This window comes from Acidovorax sp. (assembly GCF_046341535.1).
Classification (GTDB): Bacteria; Pseudomonadota; Gammaproteobacteria; order Burkholderiales; family Burkholderiaceae_C; genus Acidovorax.
The window spans coordinates 1-22,962 of sequence record NZ_JBKDRI010000154.1 but is presented as its reverse complement, the minus strand read 5'-3'; the positions used below and the strand labels follow the sequence as shown (position 1 = coordinate 22,962).

The window sequence follows — 22,962 nt, the reverse complement described above, 5'->3', positions numbered from 1 at the left end:
CCGAGAGCAAGCCAGCACGCTTGCCGCACTGAACGTCAAGAACCCCAATCCAGACCCCCAATTAAGCCTCTTGTAGTGGCAATTCGCGAACGCGATCTATATAGATCAAGTACTTACAGCGCTTCGTGTCGAACTCGGGTGTTCTGTCGCGCGGGTGCCATCCAACAGCTCCGGGGACTCCGGATATGGATGGTTAATACGATAAAAAAATCCGACCCAGCTTTATGCCGAGTCGGACATCTCGGTATTCGCGAAGCCCCTGCCTCTGCTTGCCGACAACTTGGAGTAAAAAAATCCCGCTTAAATTCCCTGTGTTTTTAGGTCTCCTTCGTTAAAAAGAATAGCGCAGCCCAGCGCCAATAGCAGTCAACTTCGCACCGCTACCGATACTTCCAAGTCCACCCGAATCGTAGTCATAGCGTGCTCTGCTGCGATTTTGCAGTACCGATACAAAAGTATCAAACACAAGCTCTTTGTTGATTGCATAGTTGTATGCAAGTACGACTTGGCGCATTCCCGTATTAGCTCCGTCCAGAGCCGTTCCGTTGGCAAGCCTTCCGGAGTAATTGCCTGCAGATCCGAAGCCTCCGTAAACTGCATGCTTACCAAAGTTGTGCTTGGCGCCTATAACCCAGCCCGATTTGGAAAGAGAGCGGCGTGCCGTACCGGTAGCTGTATCGTCTGAGTAATTCTGCCGATCAAATGTGATTGCAACGATCGTGCTCGTAGGGAGGGTGTATCGTGCACCAATGCGGTACACCTTGTCGCTTGTCTTTGCGCCCGAGCCGGCATTCAGCGTTTGCTTGTCATTGCGCAGTTCATAGGCGGCACGGAGATCCAGAGGTCCATTGACGTACTGCGCGCCTAAGCTGTACGAGTGGTCGCTGATGCGCTGTCCGGTGGTGACTGCCGAGTTACTCTTGCCTTCGTTGGCTGAGTAATAGCCACGCACTGAAAAGCCGTTCCAACGCACGGATTCGAACCCGATGGCATTGTCCAGTCGCGCATTGAATAGGGGCGACACGATCCCTGCCGCGCCCGACAGCGCAGCCTGGTTGTCCTGAGGTCCTGCCCCCGCGGGTGAAAAGTCGGGCGTTCCACTGATCCAGCGTGCAGCGCCAGTCAGGCGCCCCAGCTTTAGTGTGCCGGCTTCATCGAACGAAAGCCCGACGAAAACATCTTTCGCGGTTCCCCACATCCCTGCCTGCGCTGTGCTTCCATCGGCATTCAATCCCGTGACGGCAGAGGCGACACCGGTCAGTCCATTTCCGATTTTTACCGACGCGCGAACTCCCAAATCCGAGCTGACGTTACTTAATCGAAGCCTGTTGGGTCGATCTGTGAGGGGCGAAGGTGCTCCGGTCGCTGTCACGGAATCTGTGGCGCTAATGCTTTCCATTTGAGCGGCGAAATTGCCGAATATGGTGTAGCTCGCCTGTGCATGGGTGCCGATCGACACGGTTCCCAGTAGTGAGCCTATCGCGATAGGAATCAATTTTTTCTTCACATATTTCTCCGGAGCATGCATAGTGATTGTTTTGACGGTTGGTTGTTGCCCCACCGCTTAAACGCCATCGAGTGCGTAAGTTCGACACTGTGTTTTCGCATGAACACAAAACGAATTCGCCCAATGATGCAACCGTTTCACCGAGGCATCGCGCGGTTTTCGCTCCATACTCCGATGGTGTCGTTGCGAAAATTCATTGAACTTCCACCCTCTGTGGGGATGATGCGTATCGCGACCATGGTGAGTAAGCGGAAAAGCACGCACAGATAATGAAAGCATCGTGAAAGTCTTAGCCAGGACTTCTTGCGGCTTTCAGTTTTTGGCCAAATATTTCAAGTTGCTTTCAACTGGCATGGGGGGATTGCGCAGTGACAGCGTCGCGCTTTTCCATGACGATGCTGCCTGTACAGACACGAGGCCAACGCATTCGGCCCCGTCTGCAGTGCAGGGCTGGCCCCTCCACGCTTGTATTGAACGTTGCTGAGGTGTTGGGTCATGAACGTACTACTGGTGGAAGACGACTTGGATCTGTGCGATGCGCTCAGTCGGGTGCTGCTGTCACGCGGCTTTCAGATCGTTTGTTGTTCCACTGGGCTGGAAGGGTTGGCATTGGCTCGGCGACGCAGCTTTGATGCACTCATCCTGGACCTCAGCTTGCCCGGCGTGGACGGTCTTGAGGTTTTGCAGCGCTTACGGGATGGCGACGCATCGGTTCCGGTGCTGATCGTGACCGCCCGCGGATCCGTGAGCGATAAAGTGCATGGCCTGGAGGTGGGCGCGGATGACTACCTCAGCAAGCCATTTGATGTGGAGGAGTTGGTGGCTCGCGTCAAGGCGCTGATCAGGCGGCGCCACGGCGACGACTTGCGCTGTGGGAGCTTGTGGTTGGACGCTAAATCCGGAATTTTCTACAGTGGGATGCGTCCTCTGGAACTTTCTCCAAGGGAGGCATCGCTGCTCAAGGCGCTCTTGGAGCGCCAAGGGAAGGCGGTGAGCAAAGAGGCCCTGCGCGAGTCTGTGTTCGGGCCTGACGCTGTCGAATCGAGCGAGGCCGTTGAGGTGCTCGTTCATCGGCTGCGCAAACGATTGATAAAAGCTACTGTGGAACTGGTCACGCTTCGCGGTCTGGGCTATCTGCTGATCGATCAGACCTCGATGAGTCAGGAGTCGGAGGCATGATTTACACGGGCAGGTTGCGCGCCGTTTGGGAAAGGCGGTCTTTGCATCGGCTGGCCTGGGCCTCCTCTTTGGTGGGGTTTGCCCTGCTGTTCATGTGGGACGGCTGGCATCGGTACGAGGACATGGTCAAGGCGGTCAGCAAGCGGCACGATTTGGCCTTGTTGCGGGTCGCGACAGCGGTTGCGTCGGTGCAGGCGTCCGGCGGGGTCGTCACGGCGTTTCGCGCGTCGCAAATCTACATGGATGAGGTGGGCTTGCCATTGGTTCACGAGATGAGCCACCAGGTCACCACGTCCGACGGGCACTACATCTCCGGCAATGTCGAGCTAGAGATTCCTGAAGAAATGAGCCGCAAGATTGCCAAAGGAAGCCGTGAGCCGTATCTCTTTGACGGGTGGTACCGAAATGAGCCGGTTCGTATGGCGTCGGTCAGCACGGTTACCGGTCAGGGCGAGGCAGCTTTTCCGGCAAGACTTCTGTTGGTGGAGCCCCATCAGAACCGCCAGGAGGCCAAAGGCGAGGGGCTCCAATCCATCGTGGTTCGCGGGATCCTTAGCTGGATGGTCTCCACCCTGTTTGTGGGTTGCTTGCTGTGGCTCTCACTCCAGCCCATCTACGCGCTGTGTAGCGAGCTGGCTCGACGCGGTGACAAGAATTACCTCCCGTTGGACGAAGAGCGTCCCGCAGAGCTTACCCCCCTGGTGCGCTCACTGAATCAACTCCTGGAGGCCCAGCGTACCTCAGTGGAACAGCAGCGCCGGTTTCTGGCGGATGCGTCCCACCAGCTTCGTACACCGCTCGCGGTGCTTCGCACCCAGATGCAGGGCATGGCCTCCGGCGAACTGAACGTCCAAGAGACGCTGCCCAAGATGATCCGTACTGTGGATCGATCTACAAGTTTGGCGACGCAATTGCTGTCGATGGTCAAGGTCGAACAGCTGTCGCATGAAGCCCGCTGGGCCCCGGTATCCCTCAATGCAGTGGCAAGCGACGTCGCCATCGAGTTTGCCCCCTTGATTGCCCGAAAGCGTCTGGAGTTTTCCCTCGATGCGATCCCGGTCACGCTCAGGTCTGATGCCTGGATGCTTGGCGAAATCATTCGAAATCTAATGTCCAACGCGATCCATCATTCCCCTGTTGGGTCGTCGATTGGCATCGTCATCCGGCGGCTCCGACACGAGGTCGAGTTGATCGTCTGGGATGCCGGCGGCGGCGTCAGCGAGTCCGTCCAAGAGCGACTTTTTGAACCGTTCATGGCCTCCAAAGGCGGAACTGGTATCGGACTGGGGCTTGCAATCTGCCGCCAGATTGCCGACGCCATGACGGCGCAGGTCTACCTGTTCAATCGGCAGGAGCGTGGAACCGTCGTGGGGTGTGATGCCGTGATCCGCTGGCCGTCCTTGCTCTTGGTTCCGGCAGCGGATGCACAACCGCAAGCAGTGCGTCGTGCAGCAGTCGGGGCTGCCCAGATGTCAGAAGGCGCTGGTTTATGAGTGCCGCGTCCGTTCTGTTTGCCGATCGCGATGCGCTCGGGCCTGTGGCTGCCGCCATTGAGCTTTGCGGCGTGAGCAAGTGGTATTCGCTGGGGCAAGCAGCCATCCGTAACGTGTCGCTTCGGATTCCGCACGGATGTCTTACTTCCTTGATTGGCCCTTCCGGCTGCGGCAAATCAACGCTGCTGCGATTGATTGCGGGCCTGGAGCGGCCCGATGAAGGTCGCGTGTGGCTGCATGGCCTCGACATCACGGATCACGACCCTGCACAGCGTGACATAGGGCTGGTTCTTCAAAACTATGCCCTCTTCCCTCATTTGAGCGTTCTGGAGAACGTCAGGTACGGTCTCTCAGCAACCGCTACGCAGCAGCCTGCCGCCAAAGACCGGGCTCAGGCGGTCTTGAAGCTCGTGGACCTGGACGGCTATGAGTCCCGCTCGACAGCGTCCTTGTCTGGCGGGGAGCAGCAGCGGGTGGCTCTTGCTCGGGCCCTGGCGGGCGAGCCGCGGGTGTTGCTTCTGGACGAGCCGCTTTCAAGCGTCGATTCAGGTTTGCGACGCCAACTGCGTGAGCAGATTTGCGATATTCAAAAGGCGTTCTCGCTCACGGTTGTGTATGTCACCCATGATCAGGCCGAAGCATTGGCAGTGGGCGATCACGTCGTAGTCATGCATAACGGCGAGGTTTTGCAGGATGGCACGCCGAGAGACGTGTACCTGACTCCATGCAACGAGGTTGTTGCGGAGATCATGGGCGCGGCCATGTTCCTTCCAGCCCAGGTCGTAGAGGCTGGCATTGTCGAGCTCTATGGGTACCAGATGGCGCTGCCAGATGCATCCGACGTGGGTGCGTGCGTCACGCTGCTGATCAGGCCTGAGGCGTGGCAGGTGGGTGCCGCGGGTTCCCCCGGCTTCGCCGGAAAGATCTTGAGCTGCACCTACTTTGGACGAGGGAGTGAATACCTCATCCAGCTGGAGTGGGGCGATGTACTGGCGACGGTCTGGGGTGCTCATACGCCGTACCAGATTGGATCGCCGGTCACGGTGCTCCTGAACAGCGCGAGCGTGCGCGTGAGCAAGTATCGCGTTCCAGCCGGACCCGCGCCGCCCTGATTGTGTTTCACCCATTGGTCTGAACAACACAGTTTTCAGTGTTGAGAGGGCGTTTTTGCCCAATGTTTTTTGAATAGAGGAGAGAACATGAAGATGAAGTCCGTTTTAATCGCTGCCGCTCTGGGAAGTCTATCCGTTGCCGCGCTTGCACAGCCAAAAGAGCTGAATGTGATTTGCTCGGTGCAGGCCCAATGGTGCAACCTGATTCAAACCACGTTTTCGCGCACGTCCGGTATCACGGTCAACATGACCATGAAAGGGACCGGCGAAGCGCTGGCGCAGATCATGGCAGAGCGCGCCAACCCCAAAACAGACGTCTGGTTCGGCGGCACGGGAGATCCCCACATGCTCGCCGCCGAGCAAAACCTGACTCTGGAGTACAAGTCGCCGCAGTTGTCGCAATTGCATAGCTGGGCACAGCGCCAGGCCGAGCAAGCAGGCTATAAGACGGTCGGCGTTTATTTGGGGCCTCTGGGGTTTGGCTATAACTCCGAGTTATTGGCGAAGAAGAAGATCCCAGTTCCAAAAACCTGGAACGACTTGCTCAAGCCAGAATACAAAGGCGAGATTCAGGTGGCCGACCCCCGCGCCAGTGGTACGGCTTACACGATGATCGCCACACTCGTCCAGATTATGGGCGAGGATAAGGCTTTTGATTATCTGGCAGCCCTTCACAAAAACGTCAGCACTTATCCGCGCTCAGGGACAGGGCCCATCAAAGCCGTCGCACGCGGAGAGGCGACCGTTTCCATCAGCTTTATTCATGATGCCCCTGGTGAAAAGGCGCAGGGTTTTCCTGTTGAAACGGTAACACCAACCGATGGAACTGGGGCCGAAATTGGCTCGATGTCCATCGTGAAGGGCGCGCGCAACCTTGAAAATGCCAAGGCATTTTATGAGTGGGCACTGACCCCTTCTGGTCAGCAATTCGGTACGGCTGCCAACCAGTTTCAGGTTCCATCCAACAAAGGTGCAGCGACGGATCCACGCATGCCCGACCTGAAAAAGATCAAGCTGATCGATTATGACTACGCAAAGTTTGGTCAGGCAAATGTGCGCAGGCAGCTCATCTTGAACTGGGAACGCAAGGTTTTTAACCAGCCCAAGTAATGACCGGCAGGATCATTTATCGCTTCCCGTGTCCGGACATGATTCCGGGCAATTAAAGATATCCACCGAGTGCAGTTCAAATGCTAGTCCGATTAACTGAGCGAACCCAGCGTGCCATTTATGCCTGGGTACTTACAGGCTTGTTAGCCTACGTCGCGCTCCCGTGGTTTTTCCTCCAGCGGAGCTCGTTTTCGTCAGCGATGGCCCATTTGTTTGGAGATCCATCGGTTGCTAATGGACTGACTCAGGCCGCCATTCATGGCCGATATTGGCTCTGGACCGGCGTGATCGGACTGCTGATAGCGGGTTTCGGCGCAGTCTTGCCAGCGGGCCGGCGTCAGGGCAGCGCCCTCGTCGCTGGCGCCTTGATCGGGCTGGTGGGGCTGGTGGCAAGCGGCTACTCCATAGGGGCAATGGGCTGGAATTTCGCGTGGATGGAGCGGTTGTTCGGGCCGTTGCCGCAGGGGCAGTACGGTATCGGCTGGGGAGGTTTTATCGTACTGGTTTCGCTGGTCATGCTGCTCGGTGCTGGGCTGGCGCGGCTTGGATATTTCAAAAGGGATGTGTTTGTAGCTGCGGCGGTGATCGGTTGCGCCACCTTGCTGGCAACGTTTGTGGTTCTGCCGGTAGCCAAATCGCTCTTGGCAGGCTTCTATGACGATGCCGCGAATTTCTCCCTGCAGTCCCTGGCGGATCGCATCTTCACCGAGCGGATATGGGGCCTGGGCTGTTTGGCCGAGGCGGGCCGCTGCGGAGTGGCGTGGAACACGCTTTATCTCGCATTGTTGACAGCCGCTGGAACCACGGTGCTGGGCACCATGATCGCCCTGATGGCTGAGCGCGGGTCGCGCCGGATGGGAAAACCTCTCAACGTACTTGCAATGCTGCCCATCATTACGCCCCCTTTCGTGGTTGGCCTGGGGTTGATTCTTTTGTTCGGCCGCTCGGGCGTGGCAAACCAGTTTCTCGAATGGGCATTTGGAATACCCCCAACTCGTTGGTTTTATGGGGTTTTTGGCGTATGGCTGGCACAGCTTTTCGCATTTACGCCCATCGCATTCATGATCATGCGCGGGGTTGTGCAGGGGATCAGTCCGTCTCTGGAAGAGGCTGCCCAAACCCTCCGTGCAAACCGGCTGCGGACCTTCATGACCGTTACGTTGCCGTTACTCAAGCCCGGCCTTGCAAACGCTTTTTTGGTTGGCTTTATCGAAAGCATTGCGGACTTTGGTAATCCCATCATTCTTGGGGGATCTTATTCGGTTCTCTCCACTGAGATATTTTTTGCCATTGTTGGTTCATCGCTGGACCAAGGTATGGCCGCCGGACTGGCATTGATACTCACCGCATTTGCTCTTACGGTTTTCTTTATTCAGCGTAAATTGTTGGGTAGCACCAGTTTCACAACAGTTTCGGGTAAGGGGGATGCCGGAGTTCCAATGGAGCTACCGACGCTCGTCCGTAGAATCTGCAATTGGATTGCATTGCCTTGGCTGGCCTTTACCGTCATCGTTTATTGTTTTGCTTTTGCAGGCGGCTTTGTGAAGGTGTGGGGGAGAGATTACACATTCACCTTCCAGCACTTCAAATCGGCCTTTGATTTTCAGGTCGGTGGGGCTGGTGTTCAATGGCTGGGTTCCGCTTGGAATTCGCTGTTCAACACTATTTATCTGGCAGGCATCGCAGCGCCTATCTGTGCGGCCATCGGACTATTGATTGCCTGGCTGCTGGCTCGCACGGACTTTCGTGGAAAAGCGGCGTTCGAGTTTTCGGCATTGTTAACGTTTGCAATCCCTGGCACCGTGCTGGGTGTGAGCTACATCCTTGCCTTCAACGTTCCGCCGGTCGAGCTGACAGGGACCGGTCTGATTATCATTCTTTGTTTTGTTTTTAGAAATCTGCCAGTCGGGGTGCGGGCCGGTACTGCGTCTTTCAAGCAGCTGGATCGGTCTTTGGATGAGGCATCAGTCATGCTGAGGGCTGGCAGTCTCACTACATTGCGTAGAGTGATTTTTCCGCTGCTCAAGCCAGCCCTGGTAGCAGCCCTTGTTTATAGCTTTGTCCGATCGATGACTACGGTATCGGCAGTCATCTTTTTGGTGACTGCTGAATACGATCTTGCCACCACATACATCATTGGCAGAGTGGGTAATGGTGATTATGGCGTCGCACTGGCCTACTGCACGGTGTTGATTATTTTTATGTCGCTCACAACATTTGCCATTCAGAAGGTTGTGGGTGAAAGAAAGCTTGGCCGTCGACGTGTGGGTGCCGGTCGCGTTGTAGTGTGAATCAGATTGGAGTGGACATGAATAGTGAGTTAAAAAATGACGGCGTTGAGTTCAGAAATGTGATTAAAAGGTACGGTGGTAAAGAATCCAGTCTGGTGGTCAAAGGAATCAGCTTCAAGGTGCCGAAGGGAACCCTGACGACCATTCTTGGGCCGTCCGGCTGCGGAAAGACCACCACGCTGCGAATGATTGCCGGTTTGGAGGCTCCAAGCGGCGGGCAGATTCTCATTGATGGCAAGGATGTCACCCACCTCGGCCCGGCCGAGCGGAACGTGAGCATGGTGTTTCAGAGCTACGCACTGTTTCCACACATGTCGGTCCTCGATAACGTCTGCTATGGCTTGTCGGCCAGCGGGGTCAATCCAGCAGAGGCTGTAGAGCGTGCTCACAAGGCTATGCATGCAGTCGGGCTGGACGGGTATGACGATCGGATGCCCAGCGAGCTTTCTGGTGGTCAACAGCAGCGGGTTGCGGTGGCGCGTGCTCTGGTTCTCGAGCCCGCGGTGCTCTTGTTTGACGAGCCTCTGTCCAATCTGGATGCGCGCCTGCGTCGTTCCATGCGCGAGGAGATACGAAGTCTCCAGCAGCGGCTGGGTCTTACTGTGGCCTATGTCACGCATGACCAAAGCGAAGCTTTGGCGGTGAGTGATCAGATCATCGTGATGGATCACGGCACGATCGCGCAGGCCGGAACACCTTCCGACCTGTACGAGCGTCCCTGCAGCGAGTTCGTTGCGGGATTCATGGGCGAAGCCATGCTGTTCGCCGGGGAGGTACTTGCGGACGGCGATCTGCTGCTCGGACCGCTGCGTCTAAAGACATCTACACCCGCCGCGCCAGGTCCTGTCAAGGCGGCAGTGCGCCCCGAAACCTGGCGCGTTCAAGCCTCTGGCTCTGGCGGACTGGAGGGCATCGTGTCTAAAACCGCTTATCTCGGGAGTTTCCATGAGATAACGGTCGAGACGTCGCTGAGCAGCATATTCATTATCTCGTCCGATATCAATCGTCGGTGGAATATTGGTGAGCGTGTCTCGTTGCAACTGCCTGACCGTGCGGTGTCGGTAGTTCCCGTTTGATTTGATAAAAGGTGGCGAGCATGATGATGTCATACGTTGCAAAAGCTGCTTGCTTTTTTTTGAAGAATCTCTGCCGAAACCGGCTAACAGCTTTTGAGGTAAAGCTATTGACTGCTTTGCTTTGTACTATCTTTAGTGGAACTATACATGCTTCATTAGCAGATGGTCGAATCGATTTCGGATTGATATCACCGCGCGACCCCGAGCAGATACGGGCTAACTGGCAACCTTTCATAGATCGAATGGAAAAGGCGCTTGGTGTCCGTGTGGGACTGCGGGCATACGAAAACCAGGAGGCCTTGGTTCGGGATTTTATAAATGCCCGTCTTGATGCTGCTTGGGTTGGTAATGTGCCTGCTCTCGAAATCGTCGAGAAAGGTGTTGGATCGGTATTTGCCCAGATGGTGACAAAAGATGGCAGTCTAGGATATCGCTCCGTACTCGTAGTACACGGTAAATCACCACTGAAAGACGTTCAACACGTTATAGCAAACGCCGGAAAGCTCCGATTTGGCGACGGTGATCCTAAAAGCACTTCGGGTTTTCTTGTGCCGCTGTATTTTGCATTTCAAAAGAATGGTGTTGCGGAAACCAAGAAGATTTTTTCATCTGTTCGTGTTGGGTCGCATCAGGAGAATATGCGACGGGTGGTTGCAGGAGAGGTCGATGTCGCCACGTCAAATAACGAGGAGCTCGGTTTTTTTCTCAAAGACCCAAAATATGCAGGAGCAGAGATCAAGGTTATTTGGGAGAGTCCGTTGATTCCACAGTCGCCTCTGGTATGGCATAACTCACTGCCGCCCGCTTTTAAGAAAAAGATGGCAACGTTTGTGACTGCTTTCGGGGGCGACGATGAGGAAAAGGCAATCCTCCTGAAGATGAATGGTCTATCCCGTTTTCGCGCGTCGAGTAACCTCCAACTGGTTCCTATTGCCGATTTGGAAATGTTCAAGGCCCGTCAAGCTATTGCGATCAACTCATCTCTGACTCCTGAGCAGCGTCAGGAAAAAATTCAGCAGGTGATTCAGAGGAGTTCCATGGTGGAGCTTCGATTGAAACTGAGCCCGTTTTGAGTTGCGGCTTATCTGGAGTAAGAATGAAAACCATCATTGGGCGGCTTTCTATATCCATTCGGCTGAAGATTGGATTCGGTTGTATTTTATTGTTGTTGATCTGTGTAACGGGCTTGGGTATTGCTGCCCTGAACCGCGCCAGCGAGGACATGACACGCCTGGTTCAGGTCAACCTCGCACGGCAGAGCCTTGCTGGGGAACTGATGATTCATATCGGGAGGATGGCCACCGAGGTACGTAACATTGCCCTGCTCACCAATATCGATCTCATCGACAAGTCCGGTGCTGAGCTCAGGCGACTTGACCGAGAAGTGCAGGATCTCCAGGTCAGACTGTCAACAAGCCTTCAAGGCTCTGACGCAACCCAAGAGGAAATGACCACGCTTCAACAGATCGTGGAGGCCAGCGAGGCGACTCGTAACGAGGTGGTCGTGGCGGCGAAGCAAGGCGATGCGGGCGACAACAGCGGCGCTATTGCCACGCTCAACGACAAGGTCTTGCCTGCTGAATTGAGATGGCGTTCCCACGTCGAAGCCTTCATCGGAATTCAAAAGTCGAACGCCGATTTGGTGGCAAACGCTGCGCGTGACAGCCAGCGTCGCACCGTCTTGCTCCAGGTGGTCCTGGTCTGTCTCTCACTTGGTCTGGGGGGCTTGATCGCCTGGAGGATCACTTTGGGCGTGGTTCGACCTGTGTCCCTTGCAGTCAAAGTTGCCGAAGCAATTGCCCAGGGTGACCTAACGTCTAGTGTCCCGAAGGGATCGGGTGACGAAACTGGTCGGCTGCTGGATGCCATTCGGGAGATGCAGGAAAGACTCAGGTACCTTGTGAGCAAGATTACCGAGTCGTCGCACAGCATAGACGCGTCCAGCTCCGAGGTGGCCTCGGCGACGGTCGAACTGAGCAACAGAACGGAGGTGGCGTCGCAGAATCTTCAATCAGCCGCGTCCAGTTTGGCGGACCTCACGGATGGAGTGGAGGGGACAGTGAAGTCCGCTGGCCTCGCCCGGTCGCTGGCGGCTGCGGCGTCTGGCACCGCGGTGCGCAGCGGCGAGGTCATCTCGAAGTTGGTGCTGACGATGGATGGAATTAGTGAAAGTTCCCGCAAGATCTCGGAGATTATCAGCATTATTGACAGCATTGCGTTTCAGACCAACGTTCTCGCCCTTAATGCTGCCGTTGAGGCGGCCCGGGCTGGAGCTCAGGGTCGCGGGTTTGCAGTGGTGGCGACTGAAGTGCGAAGTCTCGCTGGCAAGTCAGCGATAGCAGCTCGCGAGATCAAGGGCCTGATCGGAGCAAGTGCCGTGCATGTCAAGGCGGGCGCAGAGTTGGCTTCAGACGCGGGCAGCACGATTCATCAACTGGTGGGTGCTGTCAAAGAAGTTTCCGTGTTGGTGGAGCAGATCTCCACGACCATGGCGTCACAAGGGCATGCGATAGGAGACATTGCCGGAGTGGTGTCCGTCATCGATGGGACGGTTCAGGAAAATGCGGCTATGGTGGAGGAAAGTGCTGCAGCGGCGCAAAGCCTGAGAGATCAAGCCACCAGTTTGGCCGACATGATGCGTTTCTTCAGGCTGGCCGATGATGATGCGCAGGCAGCGACGACCGTCCTGCCGGGCATGTCGGCAGCACATGGGCCGAACACCAGGTTTGTCGGATCGGACCTGCACTGGCCCAAGGTATCTTCGAGGTCGGTGTTACACCGGCAGCAAAGTCGATAGCGGCCATCGGCCCAAATTAGCGCGACATGTGCAGCCATAGCAGGCTGCTGGAATACCTCCCAACAACTCCAAAAACTGCGTTCCCGACGGTCTCTTACCCCTTGGGAGCCTCAAAAAACTCGCCTATAGCTCGATTTATGAGGTCGAGCTTTTGCGGTTGACATCAGCAATCCAGTACTTCAGCAGCCTGCTAAAGCTTCTTGACCAATACCTGGCTGCGCCGGTCCCAGTTGTATTTGCGCTTGCGCGCCTCGGGCAGCCAGTCTGGGTCCACGGGCTGGAAGCCGCGTTTGATGAACCAGTGCATCGTGCGCGTGGTCAGCACGAAGATGCTGTCCAGCCCTTGTAGCCGCGCCCGCTGCTCGATGCGTTTGAGCAGCTTTTCGCCGTCGCCGGTGCCCTGGCTTTGTGGCGACACGGTGACGGCCGCCATCTCGGCCGTGCGGGCCTCGGGGTAGGGGTAGAGGGCGGCGCAGCCAAAGATCACGCCATCGTGTTCGATGATGGTGTAGGCGGCAATGTCGCGCTCAATCTCGGTGCGGTCGCGCTTGACCAGCGTGCCGTCCTTCTCGAAGGGTTCGATCAGTTGCAGGATGCCGCCCACATCGTCGATGGTGGCCTCGCGCAGTTCTTCGAGCTTTTCGTCAATCACCATGGTGCCGATGCCGTCGTGCACATACACCTCCAGCAGCAGCGAGCCGTCCACCGCAAAGGGCAGGATGTGGCTGCGCTCCACACCCGCCTTGCAGGCCTTCACGCAGTGCTGCAGGTAAAAGCCGGTGTCGGTGGGCGTTTGCGCGGTGGGCAGCGTGGCCAGCAGGGCCTGGGCAGCGGCCAGCGGTAGCTCGGTGTCGATGGGGTTGTCTTCGTCGTCGGCTTCCAGGGGGTTCACGCGGATGCCGGGCACTTCAGTCAGGAAGATCAGCTTGTCGGCGCGCAGCTCGATGGCCACGCTGGTGGCGACTTCTTCCATGCTCAGGTTGAAGGCCTCGCCCGTGGGGGAAAAGCCAAACGGCGACAACAGCACCAGCGCGCCCATGTCCAGCGTGCGCTGGATGCCTGCCACATCCACCTTGCGGACCAGGCCCGAGTGCTGGAAATCCACGCCATCGACAATGCCCACCGGCCGCGCCGTGAGAAAGTTGCCCGAAATCACGCGCACCGTAGCGCCCGCCATGGGCGTGTTGGGCAGGCCCTGGCTGAAGGCGGCCTCGATCTCGTAGCGCAGCTGGCCCGCAGCTTCCTGGGCGCAGTCAAGCGCCACTGAGTCGGTGATGCGGATACCGTGCGAGTACTTTGCGGCATGGCCCTTGGCGGCCAGTTGCTCGTTCACCTGGGGCCGAAAGCCGTGCACCAGCACGATGCGCACGCCCATGGCCTGGATGAGTGCCAGGTCTTGCGCGATGTTGTGCAGCTTGCCTGCGGCAATCGCCTCGCCAGTCAGGCCGATCACAAAGGTCTGGTTGCGGAACTTGTGGATGTAGGGCGCTACCGAGCGGAACCAGGGCACAAAGGTGAAGTTGAATACGGTAGACATGGCGTCGGGTGGGCTGGGGGGCGATGCTCGGCTGCGCGCGGGTTGCGATCTCCGCGCATCATAAGTGGACATGGCTTGTGCCAGGGCCATGGCAGCGCCGGCAGCAGTGCACCGGGATAATGTCGGCCTTCATGACCGAATCCGCGCCACCTCAGACCCTGCCCGCAGCGCCGCCTGCAGCCCCCTGCGCGGAACGCCCGCCGTTGGTGATCGAGTTTCCCGAATCCTTGCCTGTCTCCGGCAAGCGCGAAGAGATCATGGCCGCGATCCGTAAGCACCAGGTCGTCATCGTGTGTGGCGAAACCGGTTCGGGCAAGACCACGCAGCTGCCCAAGATTGCGCTGGCGCTGGGCCGGGGCAAGTGCAATGCCAAGCCGGGGCATAAAGGCCAGTTGATTGGCCACACCCAGCCGCGCCGCATCGCGGCCAGCAGCGTGGCCAAGCGCATTGCGCAGGAGCTGAACACGCCGCTCGGTGATGTGGTGGGTTTCAAGGTGCGGTTTCAGGACCGCCTCTCGCGCGATGCGTCCGTCAAGCTGATGACGGACGGCATCCTGCTGGCCGAGACGCAGACTGACCCGCAGCTCTTGGCCTACGACACCATCATCATCGACGAGGCGCACGAGCGCAGCCTCAACATCGACTTTCTGCTGGGCTATCTGCGCCAGCTTCTGCCGCGTCGGCCGGACCTCAAGGTCATCGTCACCTCGGCCACCATTGATGCCGACCGGTTTGCCAAACACTTCGAGAGCGCCAAGGGCCCGGCACCCATCATTTACGTATCGGGCCGCACCTTTCCGGTCGAGCAACGCTACCGCCCGTTTGAAGAAAGCCGCGACTACGGCCTGAACGAGGCCATTGCCGACGGCGTGGACGAGCTGTGGGCGGGCCACCCGGCGCCGGGCCGCCCCAAGCCGGGTGCGGCCCCCTCGGGGGGCAGCGACGACGCGCAGCGCGGAGCGTGGGGGCCCGGTGGAGCCGGCGACATCCTGGTCTTTCTGCCCGGCGAGCGCGAGATCCGCGAGGCGGCCGACCACCTGCGCAAGCACCTGTCGCACCAGCCGGTGATGCGCGCTGCCGAGGTGCTGCCGCTGTTTGCGCGGCTCAGTCAGGCCGAGCAGGACCGCATCTTTGACGGCCACACGGGCCGCCGCATCGTGCTGGCCACCAACGTGGCCGAGACATCGCTCACCGTGCCGGGCATTCGGTATGTGATTGACGCGGGCACGGCGCGCGTCAAACGCTATTCTTTTCGCAGCAAGGTCGAGCAGTTGCTGGTTGAGCCCATCAGCCAGGCGGCTGCCAACCAGCGTGCAGGCCGGTGCGGTCGTGTGGCCAACGGCATCTGCATCCGCCTGTATGACGAGGCCGACTTCAACGCTCGCCCGCGTTTTACCGACCCGGAAATTCTGCGCAGCTCGCTGGCCGGGGTCATCCTGCGCATGAAGTCGCTGCGCCTGGGGGATGTGGCGCAGTTCCCGTTCATTGAGGCTCCCTCGGGCCGCGCGATTGCCGACGGCTACCAGCTACTGAATGAACTGGGCGCGGTGGACGATGCCCATGAGCTCACCCCCATGGGCGTGGAGCTGTCGCGCCTGCCGCTGGACCCCCGCGTGGGCCGCATGATCATCGAGGCGCGCGACCGCAAGGCGCTGGACGAAGTGCTCATCATTGCCAGTGCCCTGAGCGTGCAGGACGTGCGCGACCGGCCCCTGGAGGCGCAGCAGCAGGCCGACCAGGCGCATGCCAAGTTCGACGATGACAAGAGCGAGTTCAGCGGCTACCTCAAGCTGTGGAAGTGGATCAACGAGGCCCGGGGCGGCGTGCCCAGCCTGCCATCGGCCCGGGCGCAAAAAGCCATGGCGGCGCAAAAGACGCCATCCCAGGCCGTTTTGCCAGTGGATCGGCGCGTTGCTGCGCCCGCACCTCTCCCCGCTGCACCTGCTGTTGCGGCCGCCACCCACAAGCTGAGCAACCGCCAGTACGAACAGCTGCTGCGCCAGAACTTCATCAGCATCCGCCGCCTGCGCGAGTGGCGCGACATCCACACGCAGCTGCTCACGGTGGTGACCGAGCACCGGTGGCCCATCAACACCCAACCCGCCAGCTACGAGCAGCTGCACCTGTCCATGCTGGCCGGCCTGCTGGGCAACGTGGGCTGCAAGAGCGACGAGGAAGACTGGTACCTGGGCGCACGCGGCATCAAGTTCTACAGGCACCCCGGCGCGCACCTGAACAAGAAGCCCGGTCGCTGGATCATTGCGGCCGAGCTGGTGGAGACCACGCGCCTGTTTGGCCGCGGCATCGCCGCCATCGAGCCGCAGTGGCTGGAGCAAATTGGCGGGCACCTGCTGAAGAAACAGTTGCTGGACCCGCACTGGGAGAAGAAGTCGGCCGAGGTGGTGGCGCTGGAGCGCGCCACGCTGTACGGCATCGTGGTCTACAACAACCGCCGCATCAACTTCGGCAAGGTAGACCCGCACGCCGCGCGCGAGATTTTCATCCGCGAAGGCCTGGTGGGCGGCCAGTGGGAGACCAGGCTGCCTTTCCTGGCCGCCAACCAGAAGCTGATCGCCAAGGTGGAAGAGCTGGAACACAAGTCGCGCCGCCAGGACGTGCTGGTGGACGATGAGCTGATCTACGCCTTTTATGACCAGCAAGTGCCGCCCGAGGTGTGCAGCGGCTACACGTTCGAGGCGTGGTATCGCGAAGAAGTCAAAAAGCAGCCCAACCTGCTCACGCTGACCCGCCAGGAGCTGATGCGCCACGAGGCGGCATGCATCACCACCAACGCCTTTCCGCGCACGGTGCGGCTGGGCGGCGTGGACTGCGCCGCGAGTTACCTGCACGAGCCGGGCGACGCGCGCGACGGCATCACCGTGACCATTCCACTGTTTGTGCTCAACCAGGTGAGTGATGAGCGCTGCGAATGGCTGGTGCCCGGCATGCTCAAGGACAAGATCCAGGCCCTGCTCAAAAGCCTGCCGCAGCGCCCGCGCAGCGGCTTTGTGCCGCTGCCCGATTCGGCCACCCGCCTGGCCGCACTGCTGGGCGCGCCCGAGCGCTTTGGCAGCGGCAGCCTGACGGACATGCTGCTCAAGCAGGTGCGCGATGAGACCTCACTCGATGTGAAGCGGGCGGATTTCAAGCTCGACATGTTGAGCCCCCACCTCTTCATGAACTTCCGCGTGGTGGACGAGCACGGCCGCCAGCTTGGCCACGGGCGCAACCTGGGCGCGCTCAAGGCCGAGTGGGGCGCCAAGGCGCGGGGAGCCTTCCAGGCGCTGGCAGGGCTCAAGCTGGGCGGTAGCGCAGCAGAGGGCGAAAAAAATGATTCAAAACTGCCACCCGCGCTTGATGGTAAATCGCTTGTAGCTACAAAAATAGTAGCAAAAAGCATCTCGCCTCCTGCCGTGCAACCGGCGAGCGTTGCGCCCACAGCGCCAGCCGGCCAGCGCTATGGGGCCTGGACATTTGGCGATCTGCCCGAGCTCATGGAGATCAAAAAGGCGGGCCAGACGCTGATCGGCTTTCCGGCGCTCATCGACGGCGGCGATGCCGTGACTATCGAAGTGTTTGACGAGCCCGAGGTCGCCGCCACCAAACACCGCGCGGGTCTGCGACGCCTGTTTGCGTTGCAGATCAGGGATGCGCTCAAGTACCTCGAAAAAAACATCCCCGACCTGCAGAAAATGGCCGTGGCCTACATGCCCCTGGGCACGCAGGAAGAGCTGCGCGCGCAGATCATCGATGTGGCGCTGGACCGCGCCTTTTTGCTCGAACCGCTGCCCACCGACGAGTTCGCCTTCAAGCGCCGCGTGGAAGAGGGCCGTGGCCGCCTCACGCTGATCGCCAACGAAGTGGCGCGCCTGGCGACCACCATCCTCAACGAATACGCAACCGCCGTCCGCAAGATCAAGGACACCAAAAACGCTCCCGAGACTACGCAGGACGCCCAGCAGCAGTTGCAGCGCCTGATGCCCAAGAACTTCATCGCCGTGGCTCCCTGGGCCCAGCTGGCGCATTACGCTCGCTACCTCAAGGCCATCACCTTGCGCCTGGACAAAGTCCGCGCCGACCCCGCCCGCGACGCCACCCGGCTGGCCGAACTGCGCCCGCAAGAGCAGCGCTACTGGCGCCTGGTGGCCGAGCGCAAAGGGCAGGTGGATGCGCGCATGCAAGAGCTGCGCTGGCTGCTGGAAGAGCTGCGCGTGAGCTTCTTCGCGCAAGAGCTGCGCACGCCCCAGCCGGTGAGCGTCAAGCGGCTGGACAAGCTGTGGGCGCAGATCAATAGCTGATGGCGGGCAGGCTCGCCCCGGTCAGGCCGTCAGATCCAGGCCTTTCCACGCCTCGAACCCGTCGATCTGTTTTTTCAGCCAGTCTGCGGGTGCCATGCTGGTACCCCAGTGGTGCAGCCGTCCCACAGCTTCTCCCATGTTCCACAGATGGCGCAGCTGCACGAACATCGGCAGGGCCTTGATATCGTCTTCGCTGATCTCGCCACCTGCGCAGCGGTAGCCGCGCAGGTAGTGCGTCCAGCGCTCGCGCAGGGTGTCATCGGGCTCCCTGATTGTCTTGCGGACCATGTAGGACCATGGCAACACGCTCAGGTCATACGCCAGAAACCCCGGGCCAGCATCGTCAAAATCGAAGAACGCAGCCGCTTTGCTTCCGTCCGGGCCGGTATGGATGTGATTGTTAAAGCCGTGGGTGTCACCGTGGCAGACAACGCGCGATAGGCCTGGCTCCAAGGCGGTCAATTCTTCAAGTAGCCTCCCTGCCAGCGCGCGGTATGCATCCAGCACGGCCGGGTCGAGGTCTGGGTACGCCTCCAGGTATTGCAGCGTTCTGCCTACGAGATGGTGGCCGTCCAGGATGTAGCGGCTTGGCGGGCCGGCGTAGTCGCGGGCTGCAGCATGGATGTGTGCAAGGGTGCATCCGGTCAGTTCGAATTCCTCCAGTGTGTCTGGCACTGCGCCGTCGACATACTGGAACAGCGTCAGAGCCCGCGTTCCTTCCGGAAAGCGTAAAACCGCGTGCGTCTGCCCGTTGTGACACTTCACCAGCGGGGCCACGCCTGCTCCGCGATCATGCAGGTGCTCTAACAGTGCCGCCTCGAAATCGATGTTGAAGCCACCCCGTGGCCGGATGGAATACACCCGGACAACGTAGCGGGCACCGCCCCTCGCACGCAGGTCGTAGTTGTCATTGAGGCCGCGCCGTATCAGGTGGCAGCGCTCCACGGGGATGCCGTGATGCAGCGCTACCCAATGCGCGACCGAGGTACTCGCAGCGGTGGTGTGGGTTGCAATCAGGTCGGTGTCGTACGGCGGTACTTCAGGCATGGCGTCCACCAGGGCGGGCATGTAGCCATTTCGGCTGGCGGGTAGCTATCCGCAAGCGCATCCGTGCCGATTGATCCGTTGCGCCGTGTTGCTGGCTTGGGGGGGGCGCGCTTCCGCTCGCCTTGATCAGGCAGACGCCTGGGTCAGTTCGGCCAGATCACGTTCGATCAGGGAAGGGTTGCCCAGCTGCAGCTCGATCAACCGGCGCAGGTGGGTGACGCTGTCCAGGTCGATGCTGCGGCACTGCAGGCCGGTGGCTCCGTCCTGCAGGTGCGCAACCTCGGCCGACATGGCGATGTGGGTGCCGGTTTCCGCCAGGGGAATGGTCAGCTGGCAGGGCATGCCGATCGACAGTTCTGCCACGGAGGGTGCCGTGAGCAGCGCCCCCTTGAGCGACACGTCCACCACGTGCACGCTGAATGCTCCGCGTGCCGTGGTGAGCAGGGCGGGGGCATCAAAACTGACGCGAACGAAGTGGCGGCGCTCGTGCGGCATGGCTGACTCCAAAGGATGGCAACGTTCACATGCTACTCCAGTAGGCTTGCCAACAGGCGATCTCCCTGGCGACATGGCGAAAACAATCTTGCTTGGAGCCCTTGCCACGCAGGGCGGGCGCGGGCAAGGCCCCAACGCTGCGTTGGCCCCGGGCTGCGGTTAAGCTCGGACTGCTATGTCTCAACCGAGTTTCATTCCCCCGTTCACCACCCCGGCCCATGTGGCCGAACACCTGCGAGCCACCGGGTTCGCGGTGCTGGCGCCCGCCGATGTCGCGCTGTGGATAGGTGCCGATCTGCCCGCGCTGAGGGCCCTGGAAGGTGACTGGGACAACCTGCCGCCCGACGAATTCCTCAAGGACGGCGGGCGCTACCGCAAGCGCCGGCATGCCTGCTTCGTGGTCGAAGGTGGCGACGTGCGCCCGGTGCCCCACCGGGCCCATTGGCAACCGGTCGAGTACAACGCGCTGCACGGCGGCATGGAGCGCTGGTTTGCCCCCATGGCGGCCGCCACGGCAGCATCGCCCGTGTGGCAGCAGTTGCTGGCGGCCCTGGCTGGCGTGTCAGACATGGTGTTTGCCGGCGCACAGGCACCCGTGCCCTGGTTTGTGGAGGCGCACCAGTTTCGCATCGACACCACCGACGGCATTGGCCGCCCCACACCTGAGGGCGCGCACCGCGATGGCGTCGATCTGGTGGCTGTGTTCCTGGTAGGTCGGGTTGGCGTCAAGGGCGGCGAGACGCGCGTGTTTGAGGCCAGTGGCCCCGCGGGGCAGCGCTTCACGCTGACCGAGCCCTGGTCGCTGCTGCTGCTCGATGATGCGCGCATGATCCATGAGACCACACCCATTCAGCCCACCGCCCCGGGCGGCCACCGCGACACGCTGGTGGTGACCTGCCGACGCGGCAGCTTTCAGGGGGCTGATGTGGTGTCGGGCACAGCCGCTGCTGCCGCGGCCTGAGCACCCATCCGCCGGAGCATGCGGGCGGCTTTAGGGCGGTTGGTGGGGTGTCGCTGCGCTTTGAATGGCAAGGTTTTGATGCGAATCAAGATGCCCAACCGCGCCTGGGCAGACACTCGCTGCAAGGGTCAGGTCACCGTCTGGCCCTCACCCCACTCAAGGAGAAGCACCATGTTCAAACACATTCTGGTTCCTGTTGACGGCTCTGATACATCGCTGCTGGCCGTAGCCAAGGCCGCGGGGCTGGCCAAGGCCTTTGGCAGCGCGGTCACTGCCCTGTATGTTCTCGATCCCTATCCCTTCACCGGCGTGGGGGCTGAGTTTGCCTATGGTCAGGCGCAGTACCTCAACGCAGCCAGGGCCCAGGCCAACACGGCGCTGGATGCCGTGCGCAAGGCCATGGCCGACGCTGGCGTGGCCGTGACCACGGTGGTGGGCGAAGACCAGGCGGTGTATGAAGGCATCAGGCAGGCACTGGAAGGTACTGATATCGACCTGATTGTCATGGGTTCGCACGGCCGCCGTGGGCTTGAAAAGCTGATGCTCGGCAGCGTGACGCAGAAGGTGCTGAGCATGGTGCACGTGCCGGTGATGGTGGTGCGCAACTGAGGGCTGCGAGCACCCGCGTCGATGCGCGTCTGCTCAGGCTTTTTGCAGGTACACGTAGCGGCCCGCAATGGGCTGATGCTCGTGAAAACGGATCGGCGCATCCACCACCTGCCGCACTGCCAGCCCATGGGTCTGCGCCAGCGCGCGCAGGTAGGCCTCGCGGTGGGCATAGCGCAGGCTGGGTAGCAACTGGACATCGGGCCCCTGCGCCGCATCCTCCACGGTGAAGGTCAGCCAGCCGCCAGGCTGAAGGCGTTGCGATGCCAGTTCAAAGGCCCGCTCCAGCGGGCCCACATAAATGAACACGTCGGCCGCGACGATCAGGTCGTACTGTGGCCCGGGCTGTTCGAGGTGGTGGTGGATGTCACAGACCTGCAGGTCGTCGTACAGGCCTCGCGCGCGAGCCTTGTCGATCATGGCGGGCGACAGGTCCACCCCCGTCAGGTGCCCTGCACGGGGGCGCAGCAGCGGGGCGCACAGACCGGTGCCGCAGCCCAGGTCCAGCACCTGCGCGGCGTAGCCGGGGCAAGACGGCGGCATCTGCGCGATCAGCACGCGGTGGCCCTGGTAGCCCAACTGGCCTACCAGGTGGTCTTCGAAATCATGGGCATAGCCATCAAACAAGGCCTGCACATAGGTGCGCGGTGCCTCCACCAGGGGCGCCTGTGGCCGCAGTGCCGCCAGGTAAAACTGGTGCAGGGCAGGGTCCGCGCCCAGGTCCAGGGCGCGCTGGTAGCAGTCAGCGGCACGGCTGAGCTGGCCGCTTTCGCGCAGCACGTCGCCCAGCGCGCTCCAGGCTTGGACCAGCGTGGCATCGGCCTCGAGCGCCTTTTCGTAGTGTTCCACCGCTGCGGCTCCGAGCCCTCGGCGCCACAGGCTTTCTGCCAGACGCAAGCGCAGCGCAACCGAGTCGGCACCCAGCGCCAGCGCTCGCGCATGGCTGCGCGCTGAATCGCCCCAGCGCTGCAGATGGTGGTGGGCGAGCGCCAGCGCGCTCCAGGCATCGCTGGCATCGGGCAGGGCGGCCGTGGCGGCTTCCAGCAAGGGCAGGGCTTGTGCTGGCTGGCTCTGGTGCAGCCGTGTGACACCCAGGTTCAGCAGCACGGATGGACGCCCCGGCGCCAGGGCCAGGGCGTACGAAAACGCCTGTGCCGCGTCATCAAAGCGTTGTTCGGCAAATGCGGCGGTGCCTTGCAGGAATGCAGTGCGGGCTTGTTCGAGGGCGTCGCTGGTCATGGTGGGGCTGGCAGTGCAGGCTGGGCAACCCAACGCCCCCTGTGCATGCGCGTGGGGCGTTGGTGCGCGGAAACCCTAGCCCGGATATTTCACCGTCCTCCGTAAAAACGATGACGGCATGGCCCTTTGAGTGCGCGTTTATCGAGGTGTAGAAACTTGATGAACGAGCGAGCCATGCCGAATCCAAACTGTACCGAACAAACTGAACTCGATC

The 22,962-nt window shown here is 60.2% G+C and carries 16 protein-coding genes; 11 read left to right on the top strand and 5 right to left on the bottom strand.

The features are described 5' to 3' along the window. Positions 1–331 precede the first annotated feature (331 nt). Positions 332–1,507 carry a porin gene (locus ACK543_RS11390; RefSeq protein ID WP_409942965.1) on the bottom strand — a complete coding sequence of 392 codons (1,176 nt, stop codon included), beginning with the start codon at positions 1,505–1,507 and terminating at the stop codon, positions 332–334. A gap of 495 nt (positions 1,508–2,002) precedes the next feature. On the opposite strand from ACK543_RS11390, the gene ACK543_RS11385 reads away from it, so the two are divergent. The 8 genes from ACK543_RS11385 to ACK543_RS11350 all read left to right on the top strand — a co-directional run bounded on the left by ACK543_RS11385 (position 2,003) and on the right by ACK543_RS11350 (position 12,565). Beyond that, a complete protein-coding gene (locus tag ACK543_RS11385; RefSeq protein ID WP_409942964.1) occupies positions 2,003–2,686 on the top strand; it encodes a response regulator transcription factor in 684 nt (227 codons plus the stop codon). Beyond that, positions 2,683–4,179: an ATP-binding protein gene (locus tag ACK543_RS11380; protein WP_409942963.1), complete on the top strand. Its 1,497-nt coding sequence runs from the start codon at positions 2,683–2,685 to the stop codon at positions 4,177–4,179. Before ACK543_RS11385 ends, ACK543_RS11380 begins: the two co-directional genes overlap by 4 nt. Next, on the top strand, positions 4,176–5,291 hold the full coding sequence (locus tag ACK543_RS11375; protein WP_409942962.1) for an ABC transporter ATP-binding protein: 1,116 nt from the start codon (positions 4,176–4,178) through the stop codon (positions 5,289–5,291). The genes ACK543_RS11380 and ACK543_RS11375 overlap by 4 nt, the downstream gene beginning before the upstream one ends. Positions 5,292–5,384: 93 nt before the next feature. Next, positions 5,385–6,401, top strand: coding sequence for an ABC transporter substrate-binding protein (locus tag ACK543_RS11370; protein ID WP_409942966.1), 1,017 nt, complete (start codon positions 5,385–5,387; stop codon positions 6,399–6,401). Between the two features lie 80 nt (positions 6,402–6,481). Further along, positions 6,482–8,692 (top strand): ABC transporter permease, encoded by a 2,211-nt coding sequence (locus tag ACK543_RS11365; RefSeq protein ID WP_409942961.1) that lies wholly within the window; start codon positions 6,482–6,484, stop codon positions 8,690–8,692. Between the two features lie 17 nt (positions 8,693–8,709). Further along, positions 8,710–9,768, top strand: coding sequence for an ABC transporter ATP-binding protein (locus ACK543_RS11360; RefSeq protein WP_409942960.1), 1,059 nt, complete (start codon positions 8,710–8,712; stop codon positions 9,766–9,768). Between the two features lie 20 nt (positions 9,769–9,788). Next, positions 9,789–10,841 (top strand): phosphate/phosphite/phosphonate ABC transporter substrate-binding protein, encoded by a 1,053-nt coding sequence (gene phnD / locus ACK543_RS11355; protein ID WP_409942959.1) that lies wholly within the window; start codon positions 9,789–9,791, stop codon positions 10,839–10,841. Positions 10,842–10,864: 23 nt separating this feature from the next. Continuing rightward, complete coding sequence (locus ACK543_RS11350; protein ID WP_409942958.1) at positions 10,865–12,565, top strand: methyl-accepting chemotaxis protein; 1,701 nt, start codon at positions 10,865–10,867, stop codon at positions 12,563–12,565. A 190-nt stretch (positions 12,566–12,755) separates the two neighbouring features. On the opposite strand, the gene argA is transcribed toward ACK543_RS11350, so the two are convergent. Then, a complete protein-coding gene (gene argA / locus ACK543_RS11345; protein ID WP_409942957.1) occupies positions 12,756–14,102 on the bottom strand; it encodes an amino-acid N-acetyltransferase in 1,347 nt (448 codons plus the stop codon). A 131-nt stretch (positions 14,103–14,233) separates the two neighbouring features. Between argA and hrpA the strand changes: the two genes are divergently transcribed. Next, on the top strand, positions 14,234–18,400 hold the full coding sequence (gene hrpA / locus ACK543_RS11340; RefSeq protein ID WP_409942956.1) for an ATP-dependent RNA helicase HrpA: 4,167 nt from the start codon (positions 14,234–14,236) through the stop codon (positions 18,398–18,400). Positions 18,401–18,421: 21 nt separating this feature from the next. Here the strand turns inward: hrpA and ACK543_RS11335 are convergent, their stop codons facing one another. Together ACK543_RS11335 and ACK543_RS11330 are read right to left on the bottom strand one after the other, a co-directional pair. Then, positions 18,422–19,468 carry a phosphotransferase enzyme family protein gene (locus ACK543_RS11335; RefSeq protein ID WP_409942955.1) on the bottom strand — a complete coding sequence of 349 codons (1,047 nt, stop codon included), beginning with the start codon at positions 19,466–19,468 and terminating at the stop codon, positions 18,422–18,424. Between the two features lie 105 nt (positions 19,469–19,573). Beyond that, a complete protein-coding gene (locus ACK543_RS11330) occupies positions 19,574–19,942 on the bottom strand; it encodes a PilZ domain-containing protein (RefSeq protein ID WP_409942954.1) in 369 nt (122 codons plus the stop codon). A 175-nt stretch (positions 19,943–20,117) separates the two neighbouring features. Between ACK543_RS11330 and ACK543_RS11325 the strand changes: the two genes are divergently transcribed. Further along, entirely contained in the window at positions 20,118–20,903 is a 786-nt protein-coding gene (locus ACK543_RS11325) for a 2OG-Fe dioxygenase family protein (RefSeq protein WP_409942953.1), read from the top strand. 171 nt (positions 20,904–21,074) lie between these two features. Further along, positions 21,075–21,512: a universal stress protein gene (locus ACK543_RS11320; RefSeq protein ID WP_409942952.1), complete on the top strand. Its 438-nt coding sequence runs from the start codon at positions 21,075–21,077 to the stop codon at positions 21,510–21,512. Positions 21,513–21,545: 33 nt separating this feature from the next. Here ACK543_RS11320 and ACK543_RS11315 read toward each other — a convergent pair whose 3' ends face one another. Then, positions 21,546–22,748: a methyltransferase domain-containing protein gene (locus tag ACK543_RS11315; protein ID WP_409942951.1), complete on the bottom strand. Its 1,203-nt coding sequence runs from the start codon at positions 22,746–22,748 to the stop codon at positions 21,546–21,548. Positions 22,749–22,962: the final 214 nt, after the last annotated feature.

What these genes read in the sequence shown, in the direction of transcription:
- ACK543_RS11385 (WP_409942964.1), top strand. Translation starts at nt 2,003, where the DNA reads ATGAACGTACTACTGGTGGAAGACGACTTGGATCTGTGCGATGCGCTC.
- ACK543_RS11380 (WP_409942963.1), top strand. Translation starts at nt 2,683, where the DNA reads ATGATTTACACGGGCAGGTTGCGCGCCGTTTGGGAAAGGCGGTCTTTG.
- ACK543_RS11375 (WP_409942962.1), top strand. Translation starts at nt 4,176, where the DNA reads ATGAGTGCCGCGTCCGTTCTGTTTGCCGATCGCGATGCGCTCGGGCCT.
- ACK543_RS11370 (WP_409942966.1), top strand. Translation starts at nt 5,385, where the DNA reads ATGAAGTCCGTTTTAATCGCTGCCGCTCTGGGAAGTCTATCCGTTGCC.
- ACK543_RS11365 (WP_409942961.1), top strand. Translation starts at nt 6,482, where the DNA reads ATGCTAGTCCGATTAACTGAGCGAACCCAGCGTGCCATTTATGCCTGG.
- ACK543_RS11360 (WP_409942960.1), top strand. Translation starts at nt 8,710, where the DNA reads ATGAATAGTGAGTTAAAAAATGACGGCGTTGAGTTCAGAAATGTGATT.
- phnD (WP_409942959.1), top strand. Translation starts at nt 9,789, where the DNA reads ATGATGATGTCATACGTTGCAAAAGCTGCTTGCTTTTTTTTGAAGAAT.
- ACK543_RS11350 (WP_409942958.1), top strand. Translation starts at nt 10,865, where the DNA reads ATGAAAACCATCATTGGGCGGCTTTCTATATCCATTCGGCTGAAGATT.
- argA (WP_409942957.1), bottom strand. Translation starts at nt 14,102, where the DNA reads ATGTCTACCGTATTCAACTTCACCTTTGTGCCCTGGTTCCGCTCGGTA.
- hrpA (WP_409942956.1), top strand. Translation starts at nt 14,234, where the DNA reads ATGACCGAATCCGCGCCACCTCAGACCCTGCCCGCAGCGCCGCCTGCA.
- ACK543_RS11335 (WP_409942955.1), bottom strand. Translation starts at nt 19,468, where the DNA reads ATGCCCGCCCTGGTGGACGCCATGCCTGAAGTACCGCCGTACGACACC.
- ACK543_RS11330 (WP_409942954.1), bottom strand. Translation starts at nt 19,942, where the DNA reads ATGCCGCACGAGCGCCGCCACTTCGTTCGCGTCAGTTTTGATGCCCCC.
- ACK543_RS11325 (WP_409942953.1), top strand. Translation starts at nt 20,118, where the DNA reads ATGTCTCAACCGAGTTTCATTCCCCCGTTCACCACCCCGGCCCATGTG.
- ACK543_RS11320 (WP_409942952.1), top strand. Translation starts at nt 21,075, where the DNA reads ATGTTCAAACACATTCTGGTTCCTGTTGACGGCTCTGATACATCGCTG.
- ACK543_RS11315 (WP_409942951.1), bottom strand. Translation starts at nt 22,748, where the DNA reads ATGACCAGCGACGCCCTCGAACAAGCCCGCACTGCATTCCTGCAAGGC.